We start from the raw sequence: 16,177 nt of genomic DNA, 5'->3' as shown, positions 1-16,177 counted from the left end.
TTAATTTTGGCCTGTGGTTTTTCGGAAACCGGAAATTACCTAAAAATTAATCAGATAACCTGATCTTAAGATCCTGCAATCCTACGAATCCTAATCCCTATAATCTTAAAAATCCTGTTCCATGTCGCTAATTAGTATCATCAGCAAAGATTTCGATATCCCGGATAACCTTTCCGAAAATCAGTTGCGTGCTGCAATGGTTGATGCTTTTGCTTACCTCATTGATAACGATTTCCCAAAATTGATCCAGATCTTATATAAGGCTGATGTAGATCAATATAAGCTGAAGGAATTGCTCGAGACAGTTGAAGGTTCGAGTTCGGCCGAAGTCATTGCCGATGCCTATATCACCCGCCAGATGGCCAAAATTGAAACCTGGAAAAAATACAGTCAGAAAAAAGATTAGACAAAAATTATTCTTGCGCCGGATTAAAGCGGTTGTACATAGCCATATCAAAAAATGAAATAGAATTGATTTTATCGGCTTTTAGTACAAGATCGGTTTTTAGTTCGTTGGTGTTGGCAACAGAACCATCTTCAATATAGCTGGCGTAAACGGTTAAGTACTGCGTAGTAAACACCAGCTCCTTATCGTTAGCCTTGCGGTAGCCACTAAAGGCAGGTGTAATGCGAATATAAGTTGTGGTAAAAGGTTTAGGTAATTCTTTAACCCAGCCGACATAAAATTTACCACTATCCATCGTAAACTGCAAAAGATGTGCATCGAAGAATGATGAACTCAGCAAAAGTTCAAATTCATTACCTGATGTAGCTATCGCTCTTTTAATGGCATTAAGACGGTTGATGAAAAGATTTGCGATTTCTGTTGCAGCTACAGCTACGAATAACGACATGCTGGTGGTTCCGAAATAAGGGGCGTGAATGGGTAGTAATTTGCTTAAGTGCTCAACGGTTTCAGGAGAAATCGCGATAAGAATCGCTCTTAATATGAAGCATGCGCCGAGTAAAAGGATGCCTGCAAAAGCAGAGTTTAATAATATACGCTGGCTTTCTAGCCGGTATTGTACATACCTCAGGTATCTGAACCTGATAAGAATATAATAGCCGCCTACAAGAGGAAACAAGAGCAGATTAAAAGGCATCTATAATACTATTTCTTGCTTTTGTCCTTCTCTATTTTTTTGAAAATACTCGATTCCATTAAAGTGCCTACCATTTGCCTGATCCTTGGCTGCGCAAAAAAATCCGGACTTTTAATGTAGAGCTTTCCGCTACTGCTCGCATGGATTATGCCATCAAACTCGCTGTCTTTTCTCATATATCAAATTTACATATATTTTTTAAATATCTGAAAAACAATATTCAGCTTAAAAAAGTTTAGGTTTGTTGCTATTATGTGTAAGCGGGCAATGTTTTACGATAACATCACTTCAATCAGTTTTGATAAAACAGATTTCTGAAAATCTTATAATTTTAAATTTCAATTAAGGCTTGTAAATCAAAAATAAAATTAAGATATTTGCATCCTCTAAAATAGAGGTTGAAAGACAAATAGGAAATATCATAAGCGTTGTTGCCAGCAAATTGCAAAAATGTTCTTGATGCTTTCAAAAATTACTAAAATAATATTCAAATGAAACCATCGAAGCATTAGCGGAATAGTTTCATCACAATTAAAAGAAAATAAAAAACACGATGAAAAAAGATTTGCACCCAACAAGCTACAGACCAGTTGTTTTTAAAGACATGTCTAACGAATATGCTTTCTTAACAAAATCTTGCGTAGATACTAAAGAAACAATTAAATGGGAAGATGGTAACGAGTATCCTCTTTATAAATTAGAGATTTCTCACACTTCACACCCTTTCTATACTGGTAAAATGAAATTGGTTGATACAGCAGGACGTATCGATAAATTCAAAAACCGTTACGCTAAGAAATAATTTTAGCAACAAAAAGCATTTTTTGAAGTCCCTTTGCCAAAAGCATCGGGACTTTTTTTATTTTTGCTGCTTATGACAATCAATTTATTTGATGATGCTTGCTGGGCGTCGCTCCGCCCGCTTACTTTTACCAGGCCAGTAGCCGATTTGCGTGTTGGTATTTTAACGATTGCCGAGAAATGGGCCAAATATTTAGATGCCGGTTTTGGTTTTTATACTCAGGATTACCTTTCCATAAAATTTGCGCCAAAACCTAATGCCGATTTATTTATAAATGGCTCTGTTTGTCCCGATGAACCTTTACTCAACGCTGTAGCTAAGCTTAAAGCAGGCGAAGCGCTTTATAAAAAAGATGTTGTTATCGCTTATATTGCTGATCAGCATGATCTTGAAGCTGTTAAGTCGCTAAAACAAATTGAATATCCAGGAGATTTTGTGCAGATTGTTTATCCGGAAAATATTTTCGGTCATAACCCGGCCGAAATCAGAAAAGATTTTAAATTATTGACCCACGGACGTACTTCTGCCAAAATAAGCAGTACCAACCAGTTACTTGGTGATGATATCTTTTTCGAAGAAGGTGCAAAAGCCGAGTGCAGCGTTTTAAATAGTACTATCGGGCCTATTTATGTCGGTAAAAATGCAGAAATTTGGGAAGGTAGTTTAATAAGAGGCTCTTTTGCACTTTGTGAGTATTCATCAATAAAAATGGGCGCTAAAATATATTCAGGTACTACAATCGGTCCGAATAGCCGCGCTGGTGGCGAAATTAATAATGCAGTAATCTGGGGTAATTCGGCAAAGGGTCATGATGGTTATCTGGGCAACTCCGTAATGGGAGAGTGGTGCAATATAGGTGCCGATACCAATAATTCGAATTTAAAGAACAATTATGCCACGGTTAAGCTTTACGATTATGAAAGCCGGAAAATGCGTAATACCAATCTCCAATTCTGTGGTTTAATCATGGCTGATCATGCTAAATGTGGCATCAATACCATGTTTAATACAGGTAGTGTGGTAGGGGTTGGGACCAATGTTTTTGGCGCTGGTCTTCCTTCAAACCATATAGCCGATTTTAGCTGGGGAGGCGCAAGTGGTTTCGAAACCTATAAAATCGATAAGATGTTCGAAACGACCGAAAAAGTATTCGCCAGAAAAAATTTACCTCTTGATCAGACAGAAAAGGATATTATTACCAAAGTATTTGAATTAACTGAATCGTATAGACGATTTTAATATAAAACGTGATCTGAAAAGATCATCCAACCATTAAATAATACAAAATGAGAAAAAAGATTGTTGCCGGTAACTGGAAAATGAACTTGGATTATAACGAAGGTGTTTCGTTATTCAGCGAAATCGTAAATATGGTTAAAGACGAACGCAAAGGCGATCAGCTGGCCATTATTTGCTCACCGTTTATTCATTTAAACAGCTTGGCAAAATTGGGTGGTAACGATGTTAAAATTGGCGCTCAAAACATTAGCGATAAAGAAAGTGGTGCTTATACCGGTGAAACTTCAGCTAAAATGGTAAAATCTGTTGGTGCTGAATATGTTATTTTAGGGCACTCAGAACGCAGACAGTATTTTGCAGAAAGCGATGCGTTATTGGCAGAGAAAACCAAAGTTGCGTTATCAAACGGCTTAACTCCAATTTTCTGTATCGGCGAAACCTTAGATGAGCGTAACAACGGTAGTTATTACGAAGTGTTAAAAAAACAATTGGTAGAAGGTATCTTCAGTTTAACTGAAGAGGAATTCAAGAAAATTGTGATTGCCTACGAACCAGTTTGGGCAATTGGTACAGGTTTAACGGCTTCTCCAGAGCAGGCGCAGGATATTCACGCTTTTATCCGCAGTGAAATTGAAGCAAATTATGGTTTCAATGTGGCAGACGATACTACCATCTTATATGGCGGTAGCTGTAACCCTGGCAACGCAGCAAGTCTGTTCTCTCAAAAAGACATTGATGGTGGGCTAATTGGTGGTGCATCGTTGAAATCACGCGATTTTACAGACATTATTAAAGCATTAAATAGCTAAATGCAATACATTAAAGCAATATTTACATTCAAAAGTATCGAAGACTATCAACAGGATCTGCTCATCAGCGATCTTGCCGATTTGGGTTTCGATACTTTCGAAGATAGTGAAGGTGGTTTTACGGCTTTCGTAATCAAAGACAACTTTAACGGGCAGGAATTAAAAGAACTCCTGGCAAATTATAGTGAAGAATTTGCAACGGATTACACTTTAGAAGATGTTGCCGATGAAAACTGGAATGCCGAATGGGAGAAAAACTTCAGTCCGTTGATTATTGATGATGTATGTTATGTTAGGGCAACCTTTCATGAGCCACAGCCATCATATCCCTACGAGATTGTAATTGATCCTAAAATGGCTTTCGGTACTGGGCACCACCAAACCACAACCATGGTGATACAGTATATTTTAGCTGCTGATTTAAAAGATAAAGATATCTTGGATATGGGCTGCGGTACCGGGATCTTAGCTATTTTGGCAGCAAAACTGGGCGCCAAAAGTCTGCTGGCCATCGATTATGACGATATCTGTTATGAAAGTACGATAGAAAATGCTGCCCTTAACCAGGTAGATAATTTAAAGGCACTTTGTGGCAGTAAGGAGGTGATTCCCAACGAAGAATATGATGTTATTTTTGCGAATATCAACAGGAATATCCTTTTGGATCAGATTCACCGTTATGCTGAAGTGTTAAAAGCAGAAGGCAAAATTTTCTTTAGTGGCTTTTATTTAGATCCTGATTTGAGTATGATTTCAGCCGAATGTGCTAAATACGGCATCAAATATATGGATCATAAACAGAATGGCGATTGGGTTGCGGCTCAGTTTGAAAAGAAGGTAGAAGGTTAAAAGGTAAAGGGTTGAAGCCTGGATCTCAGATCTCCCGTCTCAACTCTAAAATAAAAAATATGCGCATACATTTTATAGCGATTGGTGGAAGTGCAATGCACAATCTGGCCATCGCCTTACATAAAAAGGGATATCAGATTTCGGGTTCTGATGATGTGATTTTCGAACCGGCAAAATCCCGTTTGGATCAATATGGCTTATTACCAGGCGAAATGGGCTGGGATGAAAACCGGATATCGACTGATCTAGATGCTGTTATTTTGGGCATGCATGCACGGATTGATAATCCTGAACTGTTGAAAGCGCAGGAATTGGGTGTTAAAATCTATTCCTATCCGGAATATATTTACGAGCAGAGCAAAAATAAATTACGTGTTGTAATTGGCGGGAGTCATGGTAAAACAACGATTACCAGTATGATTTTGCATGTGTTGAATTACTATAAACGCGATTTCGATTATCTCGTGGGAGCACAGCTGGCCGGTTTCGAAACCATGGTTAAAGTAACCGAAGAAGCGCCTGTAATGATTATTGAGGGTGATGAATATTTATCTTCACCGATCGACAGAAGGCCTAAATTTCATTTATACAAAGCCAATGTTGCGGTAATTAGTGGCATTGCCTGGGACCATATCAATGTTTTTCCAACCTATGCCGATTATACCCTACAGTTTGATAAATTTATCAATACCATCGAAACCAAGGGTACTTTGATTTATTGCAATGCAGATGCCGATCTGAACGAAATTGTATCCAATTCAAAAGCCGACATTACTAAAATCGGTTATGCCATTCCTGAACATGAAATCAGAAACGGGATCACTTACCTGCTTCCTGAAGAAACGGGGCTAAAGATTTTTGGCGATCATAACCTGATGAATTTGAATGCCGCTAAATTGGTGTGCAAGCAATTGGAAATTGATGAAAAAGAATTTGATGCCGCGATTGCTTCATTTACTGGTGCCGCCAAACGTTTAGAGGTAATTTCTGCAGACGACTCGACCAATGTTTACAAAGATTTTGCACATTCACCATCAAAATTAAAAGCTACTATTGATGCGGTTAAGGCGCAATTCACCGATCGTAAGCTGGTAGCCTGTATCGAATTACATACGTTTAGCAGTCTGAATAAAGATTTCCTGAAAGAATATACCGGAGCAATGGATAAGGCAGATGAGGCCATTGTTTTTATCGACATCAAATCTTTCGAACAAAAACAGATGGAACCTTTTTCTGAAGATGATGTGCAGCAGGCCTTCGCCAATCCGAAACTGAAGTTTTTTAATGATGCAACAAAACTGAAAGCCTATTTATTAAGCTTAAATTATAAAGATACCAATCTATTAATGATGAGCTCTGGTAATTACGCGGGTTTCGATCTGCCCGAACTGGCGGCTTCGTTAGATAAATAGATATGAGACGTGAGATTTGAGACAGGAGACAACCCCACCTCATATCTAGCATCTCAAGTCTCATATCTAGTATCTCAAATCTCATATCTATAAATGAAAAGCATCGGAGACCGCATTAAAGAAAGCAGATTGGCCTTAGGCTTAAGTCAGTCTGATGCTGCCAAAAGATTAAATATTTCTACACCCGCTTTTTGTAAAATCGAGACGGGCCAAACCGATCTCAATATTTCCCGTTTACTGCAAATCTCTAAAACTTTTAAAGTTCCGGTAATCCAATTAATTGATGGGAAGTCTGTAACATCAGATTCATCAGCAGAATTGGCAGCGCTTAAAAAGGAACTGATCGAAAAGGAAGAAGAGATTAACAAACTTCGAAAAAAGGTGATTGACCTGTACGATAAACTTGGGATATAAGATTGCTTCAGGTATATCCAACTAATTATCATAATAAAATTATTTTATAGAATAAAATTCATTTTTATTATAAATATTTTGAATTTTATTCTAAATATTTATATTTTTATGAAATGATAATCGAAAATAATTTTAGTCTGGATCACATCGATCTGGCTATTCTCAGATTGATGCAGGATAATGCCCGGATCTCAAATGTAGATTTGGCAAAGGCATTGGATCTAGTCCCCTCAGCGGTACTCGAACGGGTAAAAAAGCTGGAAAAGAAAAAAGTAATTACCGGATATCATGCAAAGGTGAACCCGCTTGCCGTCGATTTAAGGTTATTGGCCTTTATCTCAATGAAATCTTCCCAAAGTTTCAGTTGCAATGATACAGCCAGTGAGCTGGCAAAAATCCCTGATGTGCAGGAAGTACATGTGATTGCTGGTGATGACTGTTTTCTGGTTAAGGTAAGAACAACGGATTCGGCTTCATTAATGGCCTTGCTCCGCGATGAATTTAGCAAAGTGCCCAATATTTTATCGGTTAAAACAACAATTGTATTGGAAACGGTAAAGGAGCAGCAACAATTGGTAATTCCTCAAAAATAAATCATGACAAATTTAAATAAAACGGCATCTCCGGTAATGGTTTACCTCGCATTTGCCATCGTATACATAGTTTGGGGTTCAACCTACTTCTTCATACAGAAAGCTTTGGCCGGTTTTCCTCCATTTATTTTAGGGGCTTTCCGTTTTTCTATTGCCGGAGTATTAATGTTAACCTGGTGTAAGATTAAGGGAGAAGAGATTTTTAACCTAAAAACAATGAAAATTGCTGCGGTAAGCGGTATTTTAATGTTAGGCCTGGGCAATGGAATTGTGATATGGGTTGAACAGTTTATACCAAGCGGCCTGGTAGCCATTATGGTGGCTTCGGCAGCAATCTGGTTTGTAATTTTAGATAAATCACACTGGAAGGAAAATCTGAGCAATAAATATATTGTATCCGGATTGATTATTGGCTTTTTAGGTGTAGTACTTTTATTTGGCGATCAGATTGTACAGGCATTGGATAAGCCTCAAAGCAATCTGCAGATTATGGGTATGGTATTGCTTGTTTTCGGGCCGATAGCCTGGGCTGGAGGATCCCTTTATTCGAAATATCATCCTACTACCGGTAGTTCGGTTTCTGTTAATACAGGCTGGCAGATGTTAATGGCCAGTATAGCTTTTTTACCTGGAGGTTTTTTAAAATCAGAATTTAAGTCGTTGGATTGGGGCAGCATACCACTAGATGCATGGCTATCGATCATTTACCTGATCCTGTTCGGCTCAATCGCAGCGTTTAGTGCTTATGTGTGGCTGCTTAAAGTTCGTCCGGCTACACAAGTAAGTACTTATGCCTATGTAAATCCTGTAGTGGCTGTTTTGCTAAGCCTGACTTTTACCAACGAGGTAATCGGCTTTACTCAGGTCATTGGCCTGATCATAATATTAGGAAGTGTGCTTCTGATTAACCTGCCAAAGTATAAAAGTAAGTAGTTCTCTTTGAAAAGAATGGCAATACAGGTGTGGTATAAATAAAAATGGTTCGTGGAGACACGAACCATTGTGAGAAATCTTTAAATACTGTTCAAGATTTCTCCATTGCGCTACCGATGAAAAATCGGCAAACCTAAGTCGAAATGACGATTTTAAAGGATTTTAGAATATTTTACGCATTGTCAGGTGCTTTTTGCCGAAAGTTGCACCCGTAGCTTTATGGATAGCAATCATCTGTTCGTTAAAATCGCCCACCCAACTCAATTCGAGTTCTTTATACTGGTTTTTAGGGAGCACATATTCGCCTAAACGGATAAAAAGTACGGATTCTAAGCCATGTTTCTGAAATTTAGGTTTGGTGCCCATTACAATTGCCCTCATTCGGGTAACACCAACCCAGCGGCGGTAAGCAAATTTTAATTTTTCAATCAAACCCAATTTGCCGTCAAAACCCTTGATCATCTGGTTCGCATCTGGAATCAAAACCACAAAAGAGGCAGGTTCGCCATTAAAATATGCAAACTGGATCAAATGTTCATCCATAATGGGCTCCATACTTTTAAAACTTTCTTCGAGTGTTTCCTTTTTAATGGGTACAAAGTTTTCAAAATCCTGCCATCCATCGTTATAGATCTCCATTAAATCATTAATGTATTTGCTCGAATTGGCTTTGCTGAAATATTCGAAAGTGTAACCTGGTTTATTTCTTACCCAGTTGGCAATTTTTGTAAAACGCTCGGGGAAGGGGATAGTAAGGTTGATATGATTGGTTAATTGTTCATATTCGGTAACAAAACCATATTTCTCGAAAAACTTCTGATAGTAAGGAAAGTTATAGTTCATTCCGAAAGAAGGTGGGGTAAAGCCCTCAACCAATAGCCCCCAAAAGCTATCGTTTTCCCCAAAATTAATGGGGCCGTCCATGGCTTTCATGCCATTTTCGGTTAACCAGGCTTTGGCTGTGTCGAATAAAAGGAAAGCAGCCTTTTCATCATCAATACATTCAAAAAAACCCATTCCACCGGTGGGCTGATCGTAATGATAGGCTTTTTTCTCATTAATAAAAGCTGCTATGCGGCCGATCAGTTTTCCAGTATCATCTTTTAAAACCCAGCGTGTGCATTTTCCATGTGCAAAAAAGGTATTTTTTTCTGGGTTAAAAACATTTTCTACCTCACTATCTAAAGGACAGATCCAGTTTTTGTCGTTTTTATATAAGCGTTTTGGTGTATCTAGAAAGTCTTTTTTTAATGATGAATTGCTTACGGATATAACTTGCATGTGCGGATTTTAAAATAAAAAGCATCCTACCAAGCGGGAGGATGCTTTTCAAATATATGTTTTTTTAAATATTAATAATCGTCGTCGTCGTCATCGAAATTATCGAAGTTGTCAAGATCGTCTAATGGCAGGTCAAAATCGTCGTCGTCATCATCGTCAAGAGGCTTCTTTTTCGTTGTTTGAATATCGTCATCATCTTCAAGATCATCATCTTCGTCTACCTGTTTCTTGGTAGTCGGCTTTGTTGGTAGTTTCTTTGGCGCTTTCATATCACAAAAATAAAAATTGCTTTTATAGTTTAAAAATACAAAAAAACTTTTTTTAATAACAATCTGGAAGCAAAGAAATTAATTTATTTATTCCACATTTTCTCCGACCGTATTTTCCTCTTTTACGATGTCTTTTAACTGCGGGAGCTGGCTAAGGTTATTTAATCCAAAATAATCCATAAATAGGCTGCTGGTGGTATATAAGATCGGTCGGCCTGGCGTTTCGGCCTTCCCTTCAATGCTGATCAGTTCCTTTTCCAGTAACCGTTGTACCGAATAATCTGAATTTACGCCCCTGATTTGTTCGATTTCCAATTTGGTAATCGGCTGGCGGTAGGCAATAATGGCCAATGTTTCCATCGCGGCCTGACTTAGCTTTTTCTTCGACCTGTGCAGTTGAAGCTGGTTAACCGTTTCATGATAATCTTTTTTGGTGAGGAACTGATAGCCATTGTTTAAGAAAACCAGCTCGATGGCAAAATCATTATGGCTATATTTTTCTTTAATCAGTTCGATGCTTTCAAAAACCTGTGATTCTATAAATTCATCCTGAAAAACAGCATTTAGGGCAAGTATAATTTCTTGTGTACCTATACTTTGGCTGGAAGAAAATACAAGGGCTTCGATGTGCCTGGTGATGTTGTGATTGGGCATATACAAAAATAGAATTTTTGGGCATAAAAAAAGCGGTCTCGCTTTTAAAAACAAGACCGCTTTCAACACACAAATGAAACCTGAATTAAGATATAGCTTTAGGTTAGGTTATTAAATATCTATATCAATTCTATAAGAACGTCTTTGATAAACACTATCGTTTATTTCTAACACAAGTTTAAGGCTAAAGCGGGTTGGATTATGATTCTATTTAGTGAGTGGTATTAATAATTGAGTAAACGGTAAAATTTCTATTTTAACGGTATAGAAATGGATACTGTGGTACCGTTTATTGCGTTTTGCTTCACGTTTAAGTGTATAGGTTTTGCTCCAATCTGACCTAAAAGGTGCAATCTTTCTTTAGTCAACTGCATGCCTTTGCTGATGTGGGTATCTTTTTTCTCCTTTAAAGAGTTGTCAATGCCAATCCCGTCATCAATAATTTCGATGTTCAGATAAAATTCATCCTGTAGTTTAATGTTGATCTGAATTTCTCCCCCTGATTCTTTTGGCATTATGCCATGCCAGATTGCATTTTCTACGTAAGGTTGCAACAGCATAGAAGGGATAAAGGTTTCTTCTTTATCAATATTTTCATCAATGTTAAAAGTGTATGCTAATTTATCACCAAAACGGTTTTTTTCGAGTTTTAGATAAAGATTTAAATATTCCAGTTCCTCATCTAAAGAAATGTAGCTTTTCGTACAGATCTCTAAATTTTTTCTGATCAATCTGGCAAAGCCCGTTAATACTTTGTTCGCCGAAGCAGTGTTTTGTGTATTGATGTAATGCTGAATGGAATTCATTACATTGAAAACAAAATGCGGGTTCATCATTGCCTGCAAGGCCTGTTGTTCCAACATCAAAACTTTGTTTTTTAATAACAATTGTTCTTGCTCCTTATCCTTTTGCTTGCGTGTAACGTAAACTGCCACTTTGTAAAAAATATAAGCTACAAGCAGTATTAAAATCGATAGGAACCATAGGCTTTGCCAAAAATGTTTTTGAATGGTAAAGGAAATTTTTGCCGATTGCCCCCAGTTGCCATTCTGGCTTTTCGCACTCACTTCAAAAACATAATCGCCTGGTTGGAGTGATGAGAAATCCAAGCGCCTGGTCCTGGTTTCTATCCATGCTGAGTTCTCATTCAGGCGGTAGCGATAGGTAATATCGCTAGTGGTAAAATCTACGGCGCTAAAAGTGAACAAAATAGTATTGTTACCCGTTTCGAAGGTGAAATTACCCTGATCAACCGGCAAACGTTCATTATCCTTTATAATGGAGGTCACATATACCTTGGGCAAATTTTTAATGCTATTTTTGTTGTTGTACTTAAATAAGATTAGGCCCTTGTTTGTCCCAAAATAAGCTGTGCTGTCGTCAATAAATAAACTATTGATATCATCACTCAAAAGATCTTTTCCGTAATCAAAATTGGCCACGCTTGGTTGATCAGGGTAATCCGCGATTTTGTTAACGCCTTTGTTTGTTAACACCCATATTTCGCTGTTTTTTATGAATATTTTGGTGCAGATATTATTGGTTAAGCCGTCCTTTTGGGTAATCTGCCTGCTAATCTGATTATTTTTGTAAAAAATTAAACCATAGCCATCAGTGGCTAAAATTAATGTTCCATCTGGCAATTGCTGTATATCATTAATTCTCTTGGTGAGTAAGGGATGGTTTTCATAGTGTTTAATCAACTTCCCTTTAGAAAATTGAGATAAGCCATTAATATTCGAAAACCACAAGCTGCCTTCACGGTCATAGAAAACATGGTAGGAACGATCTTTAAAGAAATCTTCTTTTTCGCGGTATTTTGCTGCATTAAACTCAAATTTATTCCTTCTATCCGACAAGAATACAACACCTGAGGAAAGCGCTAGGGCCAGGTGGTCATTATTCTGGCCAATGCTAAAATGTTTAATTACAAACATGGAGTTGTTCGATTCCTTTAGGTATCTTACTTCGTTGTTGCCATTGTAGATATTTCTAAAAACTCCCATCCCATAGTCGGATGCAAAATAGATCGATTGATCTTTTGGATCATAAGTAATCTGTTTAATTGTTTTGTATTTCTTGAAATCGTCTAAGCCGATTTCATCTACCTGATAATTATTAATGGTTAATACGTCGATCACAGCATCGTCGGTACCCAACCAAAGGCGGTTTTTTCCATCTTTTGTGATGCTTTTAATGACGTTGCTGCTCAGACCCGATTCTGCATCAATAATAGATAACCTGTTGTTTGCGTTAGGGAGCATATAAATGCCCTGGTTGGTGGCAAACCACATGTTTTGGTTGCTGTCTTTAATAACCTGATTAACAGCTATGTCCTGCAGATATTGTACCGTTTTTCCGCTTTTATCTAAAGCAAAAGCACCATTGGCATTCGATAGCCAAACTTCTTTACTGGCAACGTCGTAATAAAAATATCCCGACATATTTTTGATCAGGTTCTGGGGAATCGGAATGAGATCGTTGATTGTTTCATGCCTATACTGTTTTAAGCCACCAGCATCTAAATAATATAAAGATCTATGGGTAGAATTGGCAGCAGTCATATAGGAGAGTGGCTGCACTTTCGACTTGACCATCGAAAAAGTTTTTCCATCAAAACGCTGAACGCTTAAGTCGCTATAGGCAAATATATTCCCATGTTCATCCTCATGTATAAAGGCATTGATAAATTTATCATTTGCATTAGGGGATATATATTTTTTGATCGTTTTGCCATCCCAGCAAACAATTAGGTTAGCGTTTGTGCCCAACCATATTTTTCCGGTCCTATCAACCAAAAAAGAAACGATTACGGTATTAAAATTTAATTTTTTTAGCAGCTCATCGTTATCCTGATTGTAAAATTTACCTTCTTTTAAATAGCTGAGCTGGCCGTTGAGTGCAAAAAACCACAAGCGCCCTTCTTTATCCTCTTTCATCTGAAGGATCTGGGTATCAGGTAATCCATCTTCGATGGTGAAATTCTGGAAATTAGTGCCATCAAAACGGCTCAATCCATTGTCGGTGGCAATCCAGATAAAACCTTTTTTATCTTGTAAAATGTAGTAACAGTTGTTGCTCGCCAAACCATTTTTAGAGGTATAGTGTGGAAGGTAGGTGGTTTGTGCAACTGTGGGTTTTGAGAAAGTCAAAGCTAGCGCCAAAAATAAAAACACACAGAAAGTACGTCCGAAGTATAACCTCGGTTTAACTAAGCGCACTTTTATATGTGGGTTAATGATCACTGTTGGCTTTTGTAAATAATTTTATTTTTTCAAAAAAATCGCTTGCCCTTCTTCTGGAAATGTTCATGCTTTCTCCGTTTTTTAAGAAAACCTGGAGTCCGTTTTTAGAATTATACTCTTTTAGATGATTGAGATTGATGATGCTCGATTTATGGATCCTTACAAACTGATCGGAGGGCAAAAGCTCTTCAAATTCGCGTAAAACCTTCGAAACCGTTATTTTATCAAGATTATTTAAGTGCACAATAGAGTAATTGCTATCGGCTTCAATATAGATAATATCATCAATATCAATCATTTTAAAACCCTGGCCATAGGGAAGGGTAAGCTTTTTGATTTCGGATCTCGAGCTTAAACTGGAAGCCAGATTGTTTATCCTTTCATCATTCTCATTCTGTCCTTTAAAAAGCTTGATATGCTGAAAAACTTTATCTACGGCGATTTTAAGTTCCTCAATATCAATTGGTTTTAACAAATAATCAAGGGCGTTAGCCTTAATTGCCTTTAAAGCGTATTGATCATAAGCGGTAGTGAAAATCACAGCGGCGTTATGCTTTTGTGCATCCGGAATCAATTCAAAGCCATTACCGCCAGGCATGGCAATATCCAGAAAGATCAAATCAATGGGATGATGTGCCAAAATATCTTTTGCCTCCGCTACAGATCTTGCAATACCGGTAATCTCAACCTGTGGACAATTCTGTTGCAGTAAAAAAAATAACGACGATCGGGCAAACTCCTCATCATCAACAATAATGGCTTTTAATGTAGTCATATCTATAGGTTGGTGAATGTATTAAAATGGTCTTATAAAAAAAAATGCAAATCGAAAAATCCAGTATACAAATTGTCACGTATGTATCATCAAACGAATTCAAAACCACTAAACATAGATGACTATGAAAAACAATGAACTAGAAACAAAAAGTGAACTTCGCGAAGCAAGTTTATTTGACAAAACTGTAGGCAGAAGATCTTTTCTTCAGTATGCAGGTGCAGGCGCTGCAGGTATTGCTTTGGTAGCTGCCGGCTGTAAAAAAGACCGCGGTTACGAAAACCCAATAATGAACGGCGGTGCAACATTAGATTTTAAAGATGATTTCGGTGTGTTGAATTATGCTTATGCTTTAGAGCAATTAGAGGCTGCATTTTATATTAAAGTAGCTTCGGCACCACCTGCAGCATTTACAGCAGCTCAAAAAGCATATTTTCAGGATATTCAGTTCCATGAGATTGCACACAGAGAGTTTTTTAAAGCTGCCTTAAGCACTGCAGCAATCGGAAGTTTAGAGGTAGATTTTTCTTCAATTGATTTTACTAGTGCCACCAGTGTGTTAGGCACAGCAATGGCTTTCGAAGATTTGGGGGTTGCTGCATACAATGGTGCCGGACCAAGGATTACAAATGGAACTTATTTATTATTAGCCGGTAAGATTGTTTCAGTTGAAGCCCGTCACGCAGCATATGTTCGTGATTTGATTTCAAATGGATCATTTGCCGACCTTAATAGTCTAGCACCACTTGGGGCTAATAATGGAGGAGGCTTGGATGGCGCTTTAACACCAGACAAAGTTTTAAATATTGCTAAGACTTATATCAAAACCAAAATTAATGTAATCAATCTTTAATTTTTAAAATCAGAAAATCATGAATATCGTAAATATATTAGAAGAAATTGAAAAAGTTGACGGTGAAATCTATGAAAGATTAAATCCGAGAAGAGCTGCTATGAAAAGCTTTTTCAACATGGGTAAAAAAATCTCTTTAGCCGCTATGCCGCTCGCTTTGGGTTCAGTATTTCAAAAGGCTTACGGACAAACTACTTTGCCGGCAGCAGTTGTAGGTGTATTAAACTTTGCCTTATCGTTAGAATATCTTGAATATCATTTTTATAACCATGCCTTACTAGGTACTGATGTAACTTTTACTTACCCAACTGCAGCAGCAAAGACTGCAATTACTACCATTCGCGACCATGAAAAAGCACACGTTGACTTATTAATAGGCGCTTTGGGAAGTTCTGCCCGTACACCTATTGCCTATGCAGATACAGATTTTAGGGCAGGGGGAACATTTTCTGCCGTATATGATGATTATGCCACTTTTTTAGCAGTAGCACAAGGTTTTGAAGATACAGGAGTTAGAGCGTATAAAGGCCAGGCAGGAAACTTATTAGGTAATCCAGGCATATTGCAAACTGCTTTACAAATCCACTCAGTAGAAGCACGCCACGCATCGCATATCCGTCAAATGCGTACCGCAGCGGCAAATGGTTCGGCTTTTTACAAACCATGGGTTAGTCTTGGCGCGTCCGGACAAGCAAATGATTCGGGAGTAGCGGCTGTTGACGCAGTTTATGCAGGAGAAGATTTAACTGTACAGGCAGGTGCAAACATTGTAGGTATTGGTGGTAATTCAGGTATAAGCAAAGCAGCAGCAGTAGAGTGTTTTGACGAGCCTTTAGATAAAGCCAGTGTAATTACCATTGCCAACTTATTCTTAAGAGATGGTAAAAAGCTTTCATAGTTTAACAAAATATTTACATTATTGATTAGGTAATGTTTAGTTTAAGGT

18 protein-coding genes are annotated in these 16,177 nt (G+C 37.8%); 11 read left to right on the top strand and 7 right to left on the bottom strand.

Features of this window, described 5'->3' with window-relative positions:
* The first annotated feature begins 121 nt into the window (after positions 1-121).
* On the top strand, positions 122-406 hold the full coding sequence (locus AC04Q1_RS03565) for a hypothetical protein (protein WP_478361868.1): 285 nt from the start codon (positions 122-124) through the stop codon (positions 404-406).
* Between the two features lie 7 nt (positions 407-413).
* Here the strand turns inward: AC04Q1_RS03565 and AC04Q1_RS03560 are convergent, their stop codons facing one another.
* Both AC04Q1_RS03560 and AC04Q1_RS03555 read right to left on the bottom strand, forming a co-directional pair.
* Positions 414-1,103: a hypothetical protein gene (locus AC04Q1_RS03560; RefSeq protein ID WP_478361866.1), complete on the bottom strand. Its 690-nt coding sequence runs from the start codon at positions 1,101-1,103 to the stop codon at positions 414-416.
* 8 nt (positions 1,104-1,111) lie between these two features.
* On the bottom strand, positions 1,112-1,279 hold the full coding sequence (locus AC04Q1_RS03555; RefSeq protein ID WP_478361864.1) for a hypothetical protein: 168 nt from the start codon (positions 1,277-1,279) through the stop codon (positions 1,112-1,114).
* Positions 1,280-1,656: 377 nt separating this feature from the next.
* Here AC04Q1_RS03555 and AC04Q1_RS03550 point away from each other — a divergent pair, with 377 nt between their 5' ends.
* The 8 genes from AC04Q1_RS03550 (at position 1,657) to AC04Q1_RS03515 (ending at position 8,154) form a co-directional block, all read left to right on the top strand.
* Positions 1,657-1,905 carry a type B 50S ribosomal protein L31 gene (locus AC04Q1_RS03550; RefSeq protein WP_025142617.1) on the top strand — a complete coding sequence of 83 codons (249 nt, stop codon included), beginning with the start codon at positions 1,657-1,659 and terminating at the stop codon, positions 1,903-1,905.
* A gap of 72 nt (positions 1,906-1,977) precedes the next feature.
* Positions 1,978-3,144 (top strand): putative sugar nucleotidyl transferase, encoded by a 1,167-nt coding sequence (locus AC04Q1_RS03545; RefSeq protein ID WP_478361862.1) that lies wholly within the window; start codon positions 1,978-1,980, stop codon positions 3,142-3,144.
* 47 nt (positions 3,145-3,191) lie between these two features.
* Complete coding sequence (gene tpiA, locus AC04Q1_RS03540) at positions 3,192-3,953, top strand: triose-phosphate isomerase (RefSeq protein ID WP_478361859.1); 762 nt, start codon at positions 3,192-3,194, stop codon at positions 3,951-3,953.
* Positions 3,954-4,802 carry a 50S ribosomal protein L11 methyltransferase gene (prmA, locus tag AC04Q1_RS03535; protein ID WP_478361857.1) on the top strand — a complete coding sequence of 283 codons (849 nt, stop codon included), beginning with the start codon at positions 3,954-3,956 and terminating at the stop codon, positions 4,800-4,802.
* A gap of 59 nt (positions 4,803-4,861) precedes the next feature.
* Complete coding sequence (locus tag AC04Q1_RS03530; protein WP_478361855.1) at positions 4,862-6,214, top strand: UDP-N-acetylmuramate--L-alanine ligase; 1,353 nt, start codon at positions 4,862-4,864, stop codon at positions 6,212-6,214.
* 93 nt (positions 6,215-6,307) lie between these two features.
* Positions 6,308-6,628: a helix-turn-helix domain-containing protein gene (locus AC04Q1_RS03525; protein ID WP_478361853.1), complete on the top strand. Its 321-nt coding sequence runs from the start codon at positions 6,308-6,310 to the stop codon at positions 6,626-6,628.
* A 113-nt stretch (positions 6,629-6,741) separates the two neighbouring features.
* Positions 6,742-7,221: an Lrp/AsnC family transcriptional regulator gene (locus AC04Q1_RS03520; protein WP_478361851.1), complete on the top strand. Its 480-nt coding sequence runs from the start codon at positions 6,742-6,744 to the stop codon at positions 7,219-7,221.
* Positions 7,222-7,224: 3 nt separating this feature from the next.
* Positions 7,225-8,154, top strand: a complete 930-nt coding sequence (locus tag AC04Q1_RS03515; protein WP_478361849.1) for an EamA family transporter — start codon at positions 7,225-7,227, stop codon at positions 8,152-8,154.
* A 162-nt stretch (positions 8,155-8,316) separates the two neighbouring features.
* Here AC04Q1_RS03515 and AC04Q1_RS03510 read toward each other — a convergent pair whose 3' ends face one another.
* The 5 genes from AC04Q1_RS03510 to AC04Q1_RS03490 form a co-directional block, all read right to left on the bottom strand.
* A complete protein-coding gene (locus tag AC04Q1_RS03510) occupies positions 8,317-9,435 on the bottom strand; it encodes a GNAT family N-acetyltransferase (RefSeq protein ID WP_478361847.1) in 1,119 nt (372 codons plus the stop codon).
* Between the two features lie 71 nt (positions 9,436-9,506).
* On the bottom strand, positions 9,507-9,704 hold the full coding sequence (locus AC04Q1_RS03505; RefSeq protein WP_478361845.1) for a hypothetical protein: 198 nt from the start codon (positions 9,702-9,704) through the stop codon (positions 9,507-9,509).
* Between the two features lie 87 nt (positions 9,705-9,791).
* On the bottom strand, positions 9,792-10,358 hold the full coding sequence (scpB, locus tag AC04Q1_RS03500; RefSeq protein WP_478361843.1) for an SMC-Scp complex subunit ScpB: 567 nt from the start codon (positions 10,356-10,358) through the stop codon (positions 9,792-9,794).
* Positions 10,359-10,609: 251 nt separating this feature from the next.
* The gene (locus AC04Q1_RS03495; protein ID WP_478361841.1) at positions 10,610-13,579 is read right to left on the bottom strand and encodes a sensor histidine kinase; all 2,970 of its coding nucleotides are present in this window, start codon (positions 13,577-13,579) and stop codon (positions 10,610-10,612) included.
* Between the two features lie 13 nt (positions 13,580-13,592).
* Entirely contained in the window at positions 13,593-14,378 is a 786-nt protein-coding gene (locus tag AC04Q1_RS03490) for a LytR/AlgR family response regulator transcription factor (protein ID WP_478361839.1), read from the bottom strand.
* Between the two features lie 124 nt (positions 14,379-14,502).
* On the opposite strand from AC04Q1_RS03490, the gene AC04Q1_RS03485 reads away from it, so the two are divergent.
* Both AC04Q1_RS03485 and AC04Q1_RS03480 read left to right on the top strand, forming a co-directional pair.
* Positions 14,503-15,231: a ferritin-like domain-containing protein gene (locus AC04Q1_RS03485; RefSeq protein ID WP_478361837.1), complete on the top strand. Its 729-nt coding sequence runs from the start codon at positions 14,503-14,505 to the stop codon at positions 15,229-15,231.
* A 19-nt stretch (positions 15,232-15,250) separates the two neighbouring features.
* Positions 15,251-16,129 (top strand): ferritin-like domain-containing protein, encoded by an 879-nt coding sequence (locus AC04Q1_RS03480; protein ID WP_478361835.1) that lies wholly within the window; start codon positions 15,251-15,253, stop codon positions 16,127-16,129.
* Positions 16,130-16,177 lie beyond the last annotated feature (48 nt).

This window comes from Pedobacter humicola (genome assembly GCF_056490705.1).
Note: the sequence above shows the minus strand (reverse complement) of the source record. Positions and strands in the feature narration are given on the sequence as shown.

Excerpts from the sequence above, each read along its gene's own strand:
- AC04Q1_RS03565 (WP_478361868.1), top strand. The coding sequence starts at position 122 with ATGTCGCTAATTAGTATCATCAGCAAAGATTTCGATATCCCGGATAAC.
- AC04Q1_RS03560 (WP_478361866.1), bottom strand. The coding sequence starts at position 1,103 with ATGCCTTTTAATCTGCTCTTGTTTCCTCTTGTAGGCGGCTATTATATT.
- AC04Q1_RS03555 (WP_478361864.1), bottom strand. The coding sequence starts at position 1,279 with ATGAGAAAAGACAGCGAGTTTGATGGCATAATCCATGCGAGCAGTAGC.
- AC04Q1_RS03550 (WP_025142617.1), top strand. The coding sequence starts at position 1,657 with ATGAAAAAAGATTTGCACCCAACAAGCTACAGACCAGTTGTTTTTAAA.
- AC04Q1_RS03545 (WP_478361862.1), top strand. The coding sequence starts at position 1,978 with ATGACAATCAATTTATTTGATGATGCTTGCTGGGCGTCGCTCCGCCCG.
- tpiA (WP_478361859.1), top strand. The coding sequence starts at position 3,192 with ATGAGAAAAAAGATTGTTGCCGGTAACTGGAAAATGAACTTGGATTAT.
- prmA (WP_478361857.1), top strand. The coding sequence starts at position 3,954 with ATGCAATACATTAAAGCAATATTTACATTCAAAAGTATCGAAGACTAT.
- AC04Q1_RS03530 (WP_478361855.1), top strand. The coding sequence starts at position 4,862 with ATGCGCATACATTTTATAGCGATTGGTGGAAGTGCAATGCACAATCTG.
- AC04Q1_RS03525 (WP_478361853.1), top strand. The coding sequence starts at position 6,308 with ATGAAAAGCATCGGAGACCGCATTAAAGAAAGCAGATTGGCCTTAGGC.
- AC04Q1_RS03520 (WP_478361851.1), top strand. The coding sequence starts at position 6,742 with ATGATAATCGAAAATAATTTTAGTCTGGATCACATCGATCTGGCTATT.
- AC04Q1_RS03515 (WP_478361849.1), top strand. The coding sequence starts at position 7,225 with ATGACAAATTTAAATAAAACGGCATCTCCGGTAATGGTTTACCTCGCA.
- AC04Q1_RS03510 (WP_478361847.1), bottom strand. The coding sequence starts at position 9,435 with ATGCAAGTTATATCCGTAAGCAATTCATCATTAAAAAAAGACTTTCTA.
- AC04Q1_RS03505 (WP_478361845.1), bottom strand. The coding sequence starts at position 9,704 with ATGAAAGCGCCAAAGAAACTACCAACAAAGCCGACTACCAAGAAACAG.
- scpB (WP_478361843.1), bottom strand. The coding sequence starts at position 10,358 with ATGCCCAATCACAACATCACCAGGCACATCGAAGCCCTTGTATTTTCT.
- AC04Q1_RS03490 (WP_478361839.1), bottom strand. The coding sequence starts at position 14,378 with ATGACTACATTAAAAGCCATTATTGTTGATGATGAGGAGTTTGCCCGA.
- AC04Q1_RS03485 (WP_478361837.1), top strand. The coding sequence starts at position 14,503 with ATGAAAAACAATGAACTAGAAACAAAAAGTGAACTTCGCGAAGCAAGT.
- AC04Q1_RS03480 (WP_478361835.1), top strand. The coding sequence starts at position 15,251 with ATGAATATCGTAAATATATTAGAAGAAATTGAAAAAGTTGACGGTGAA.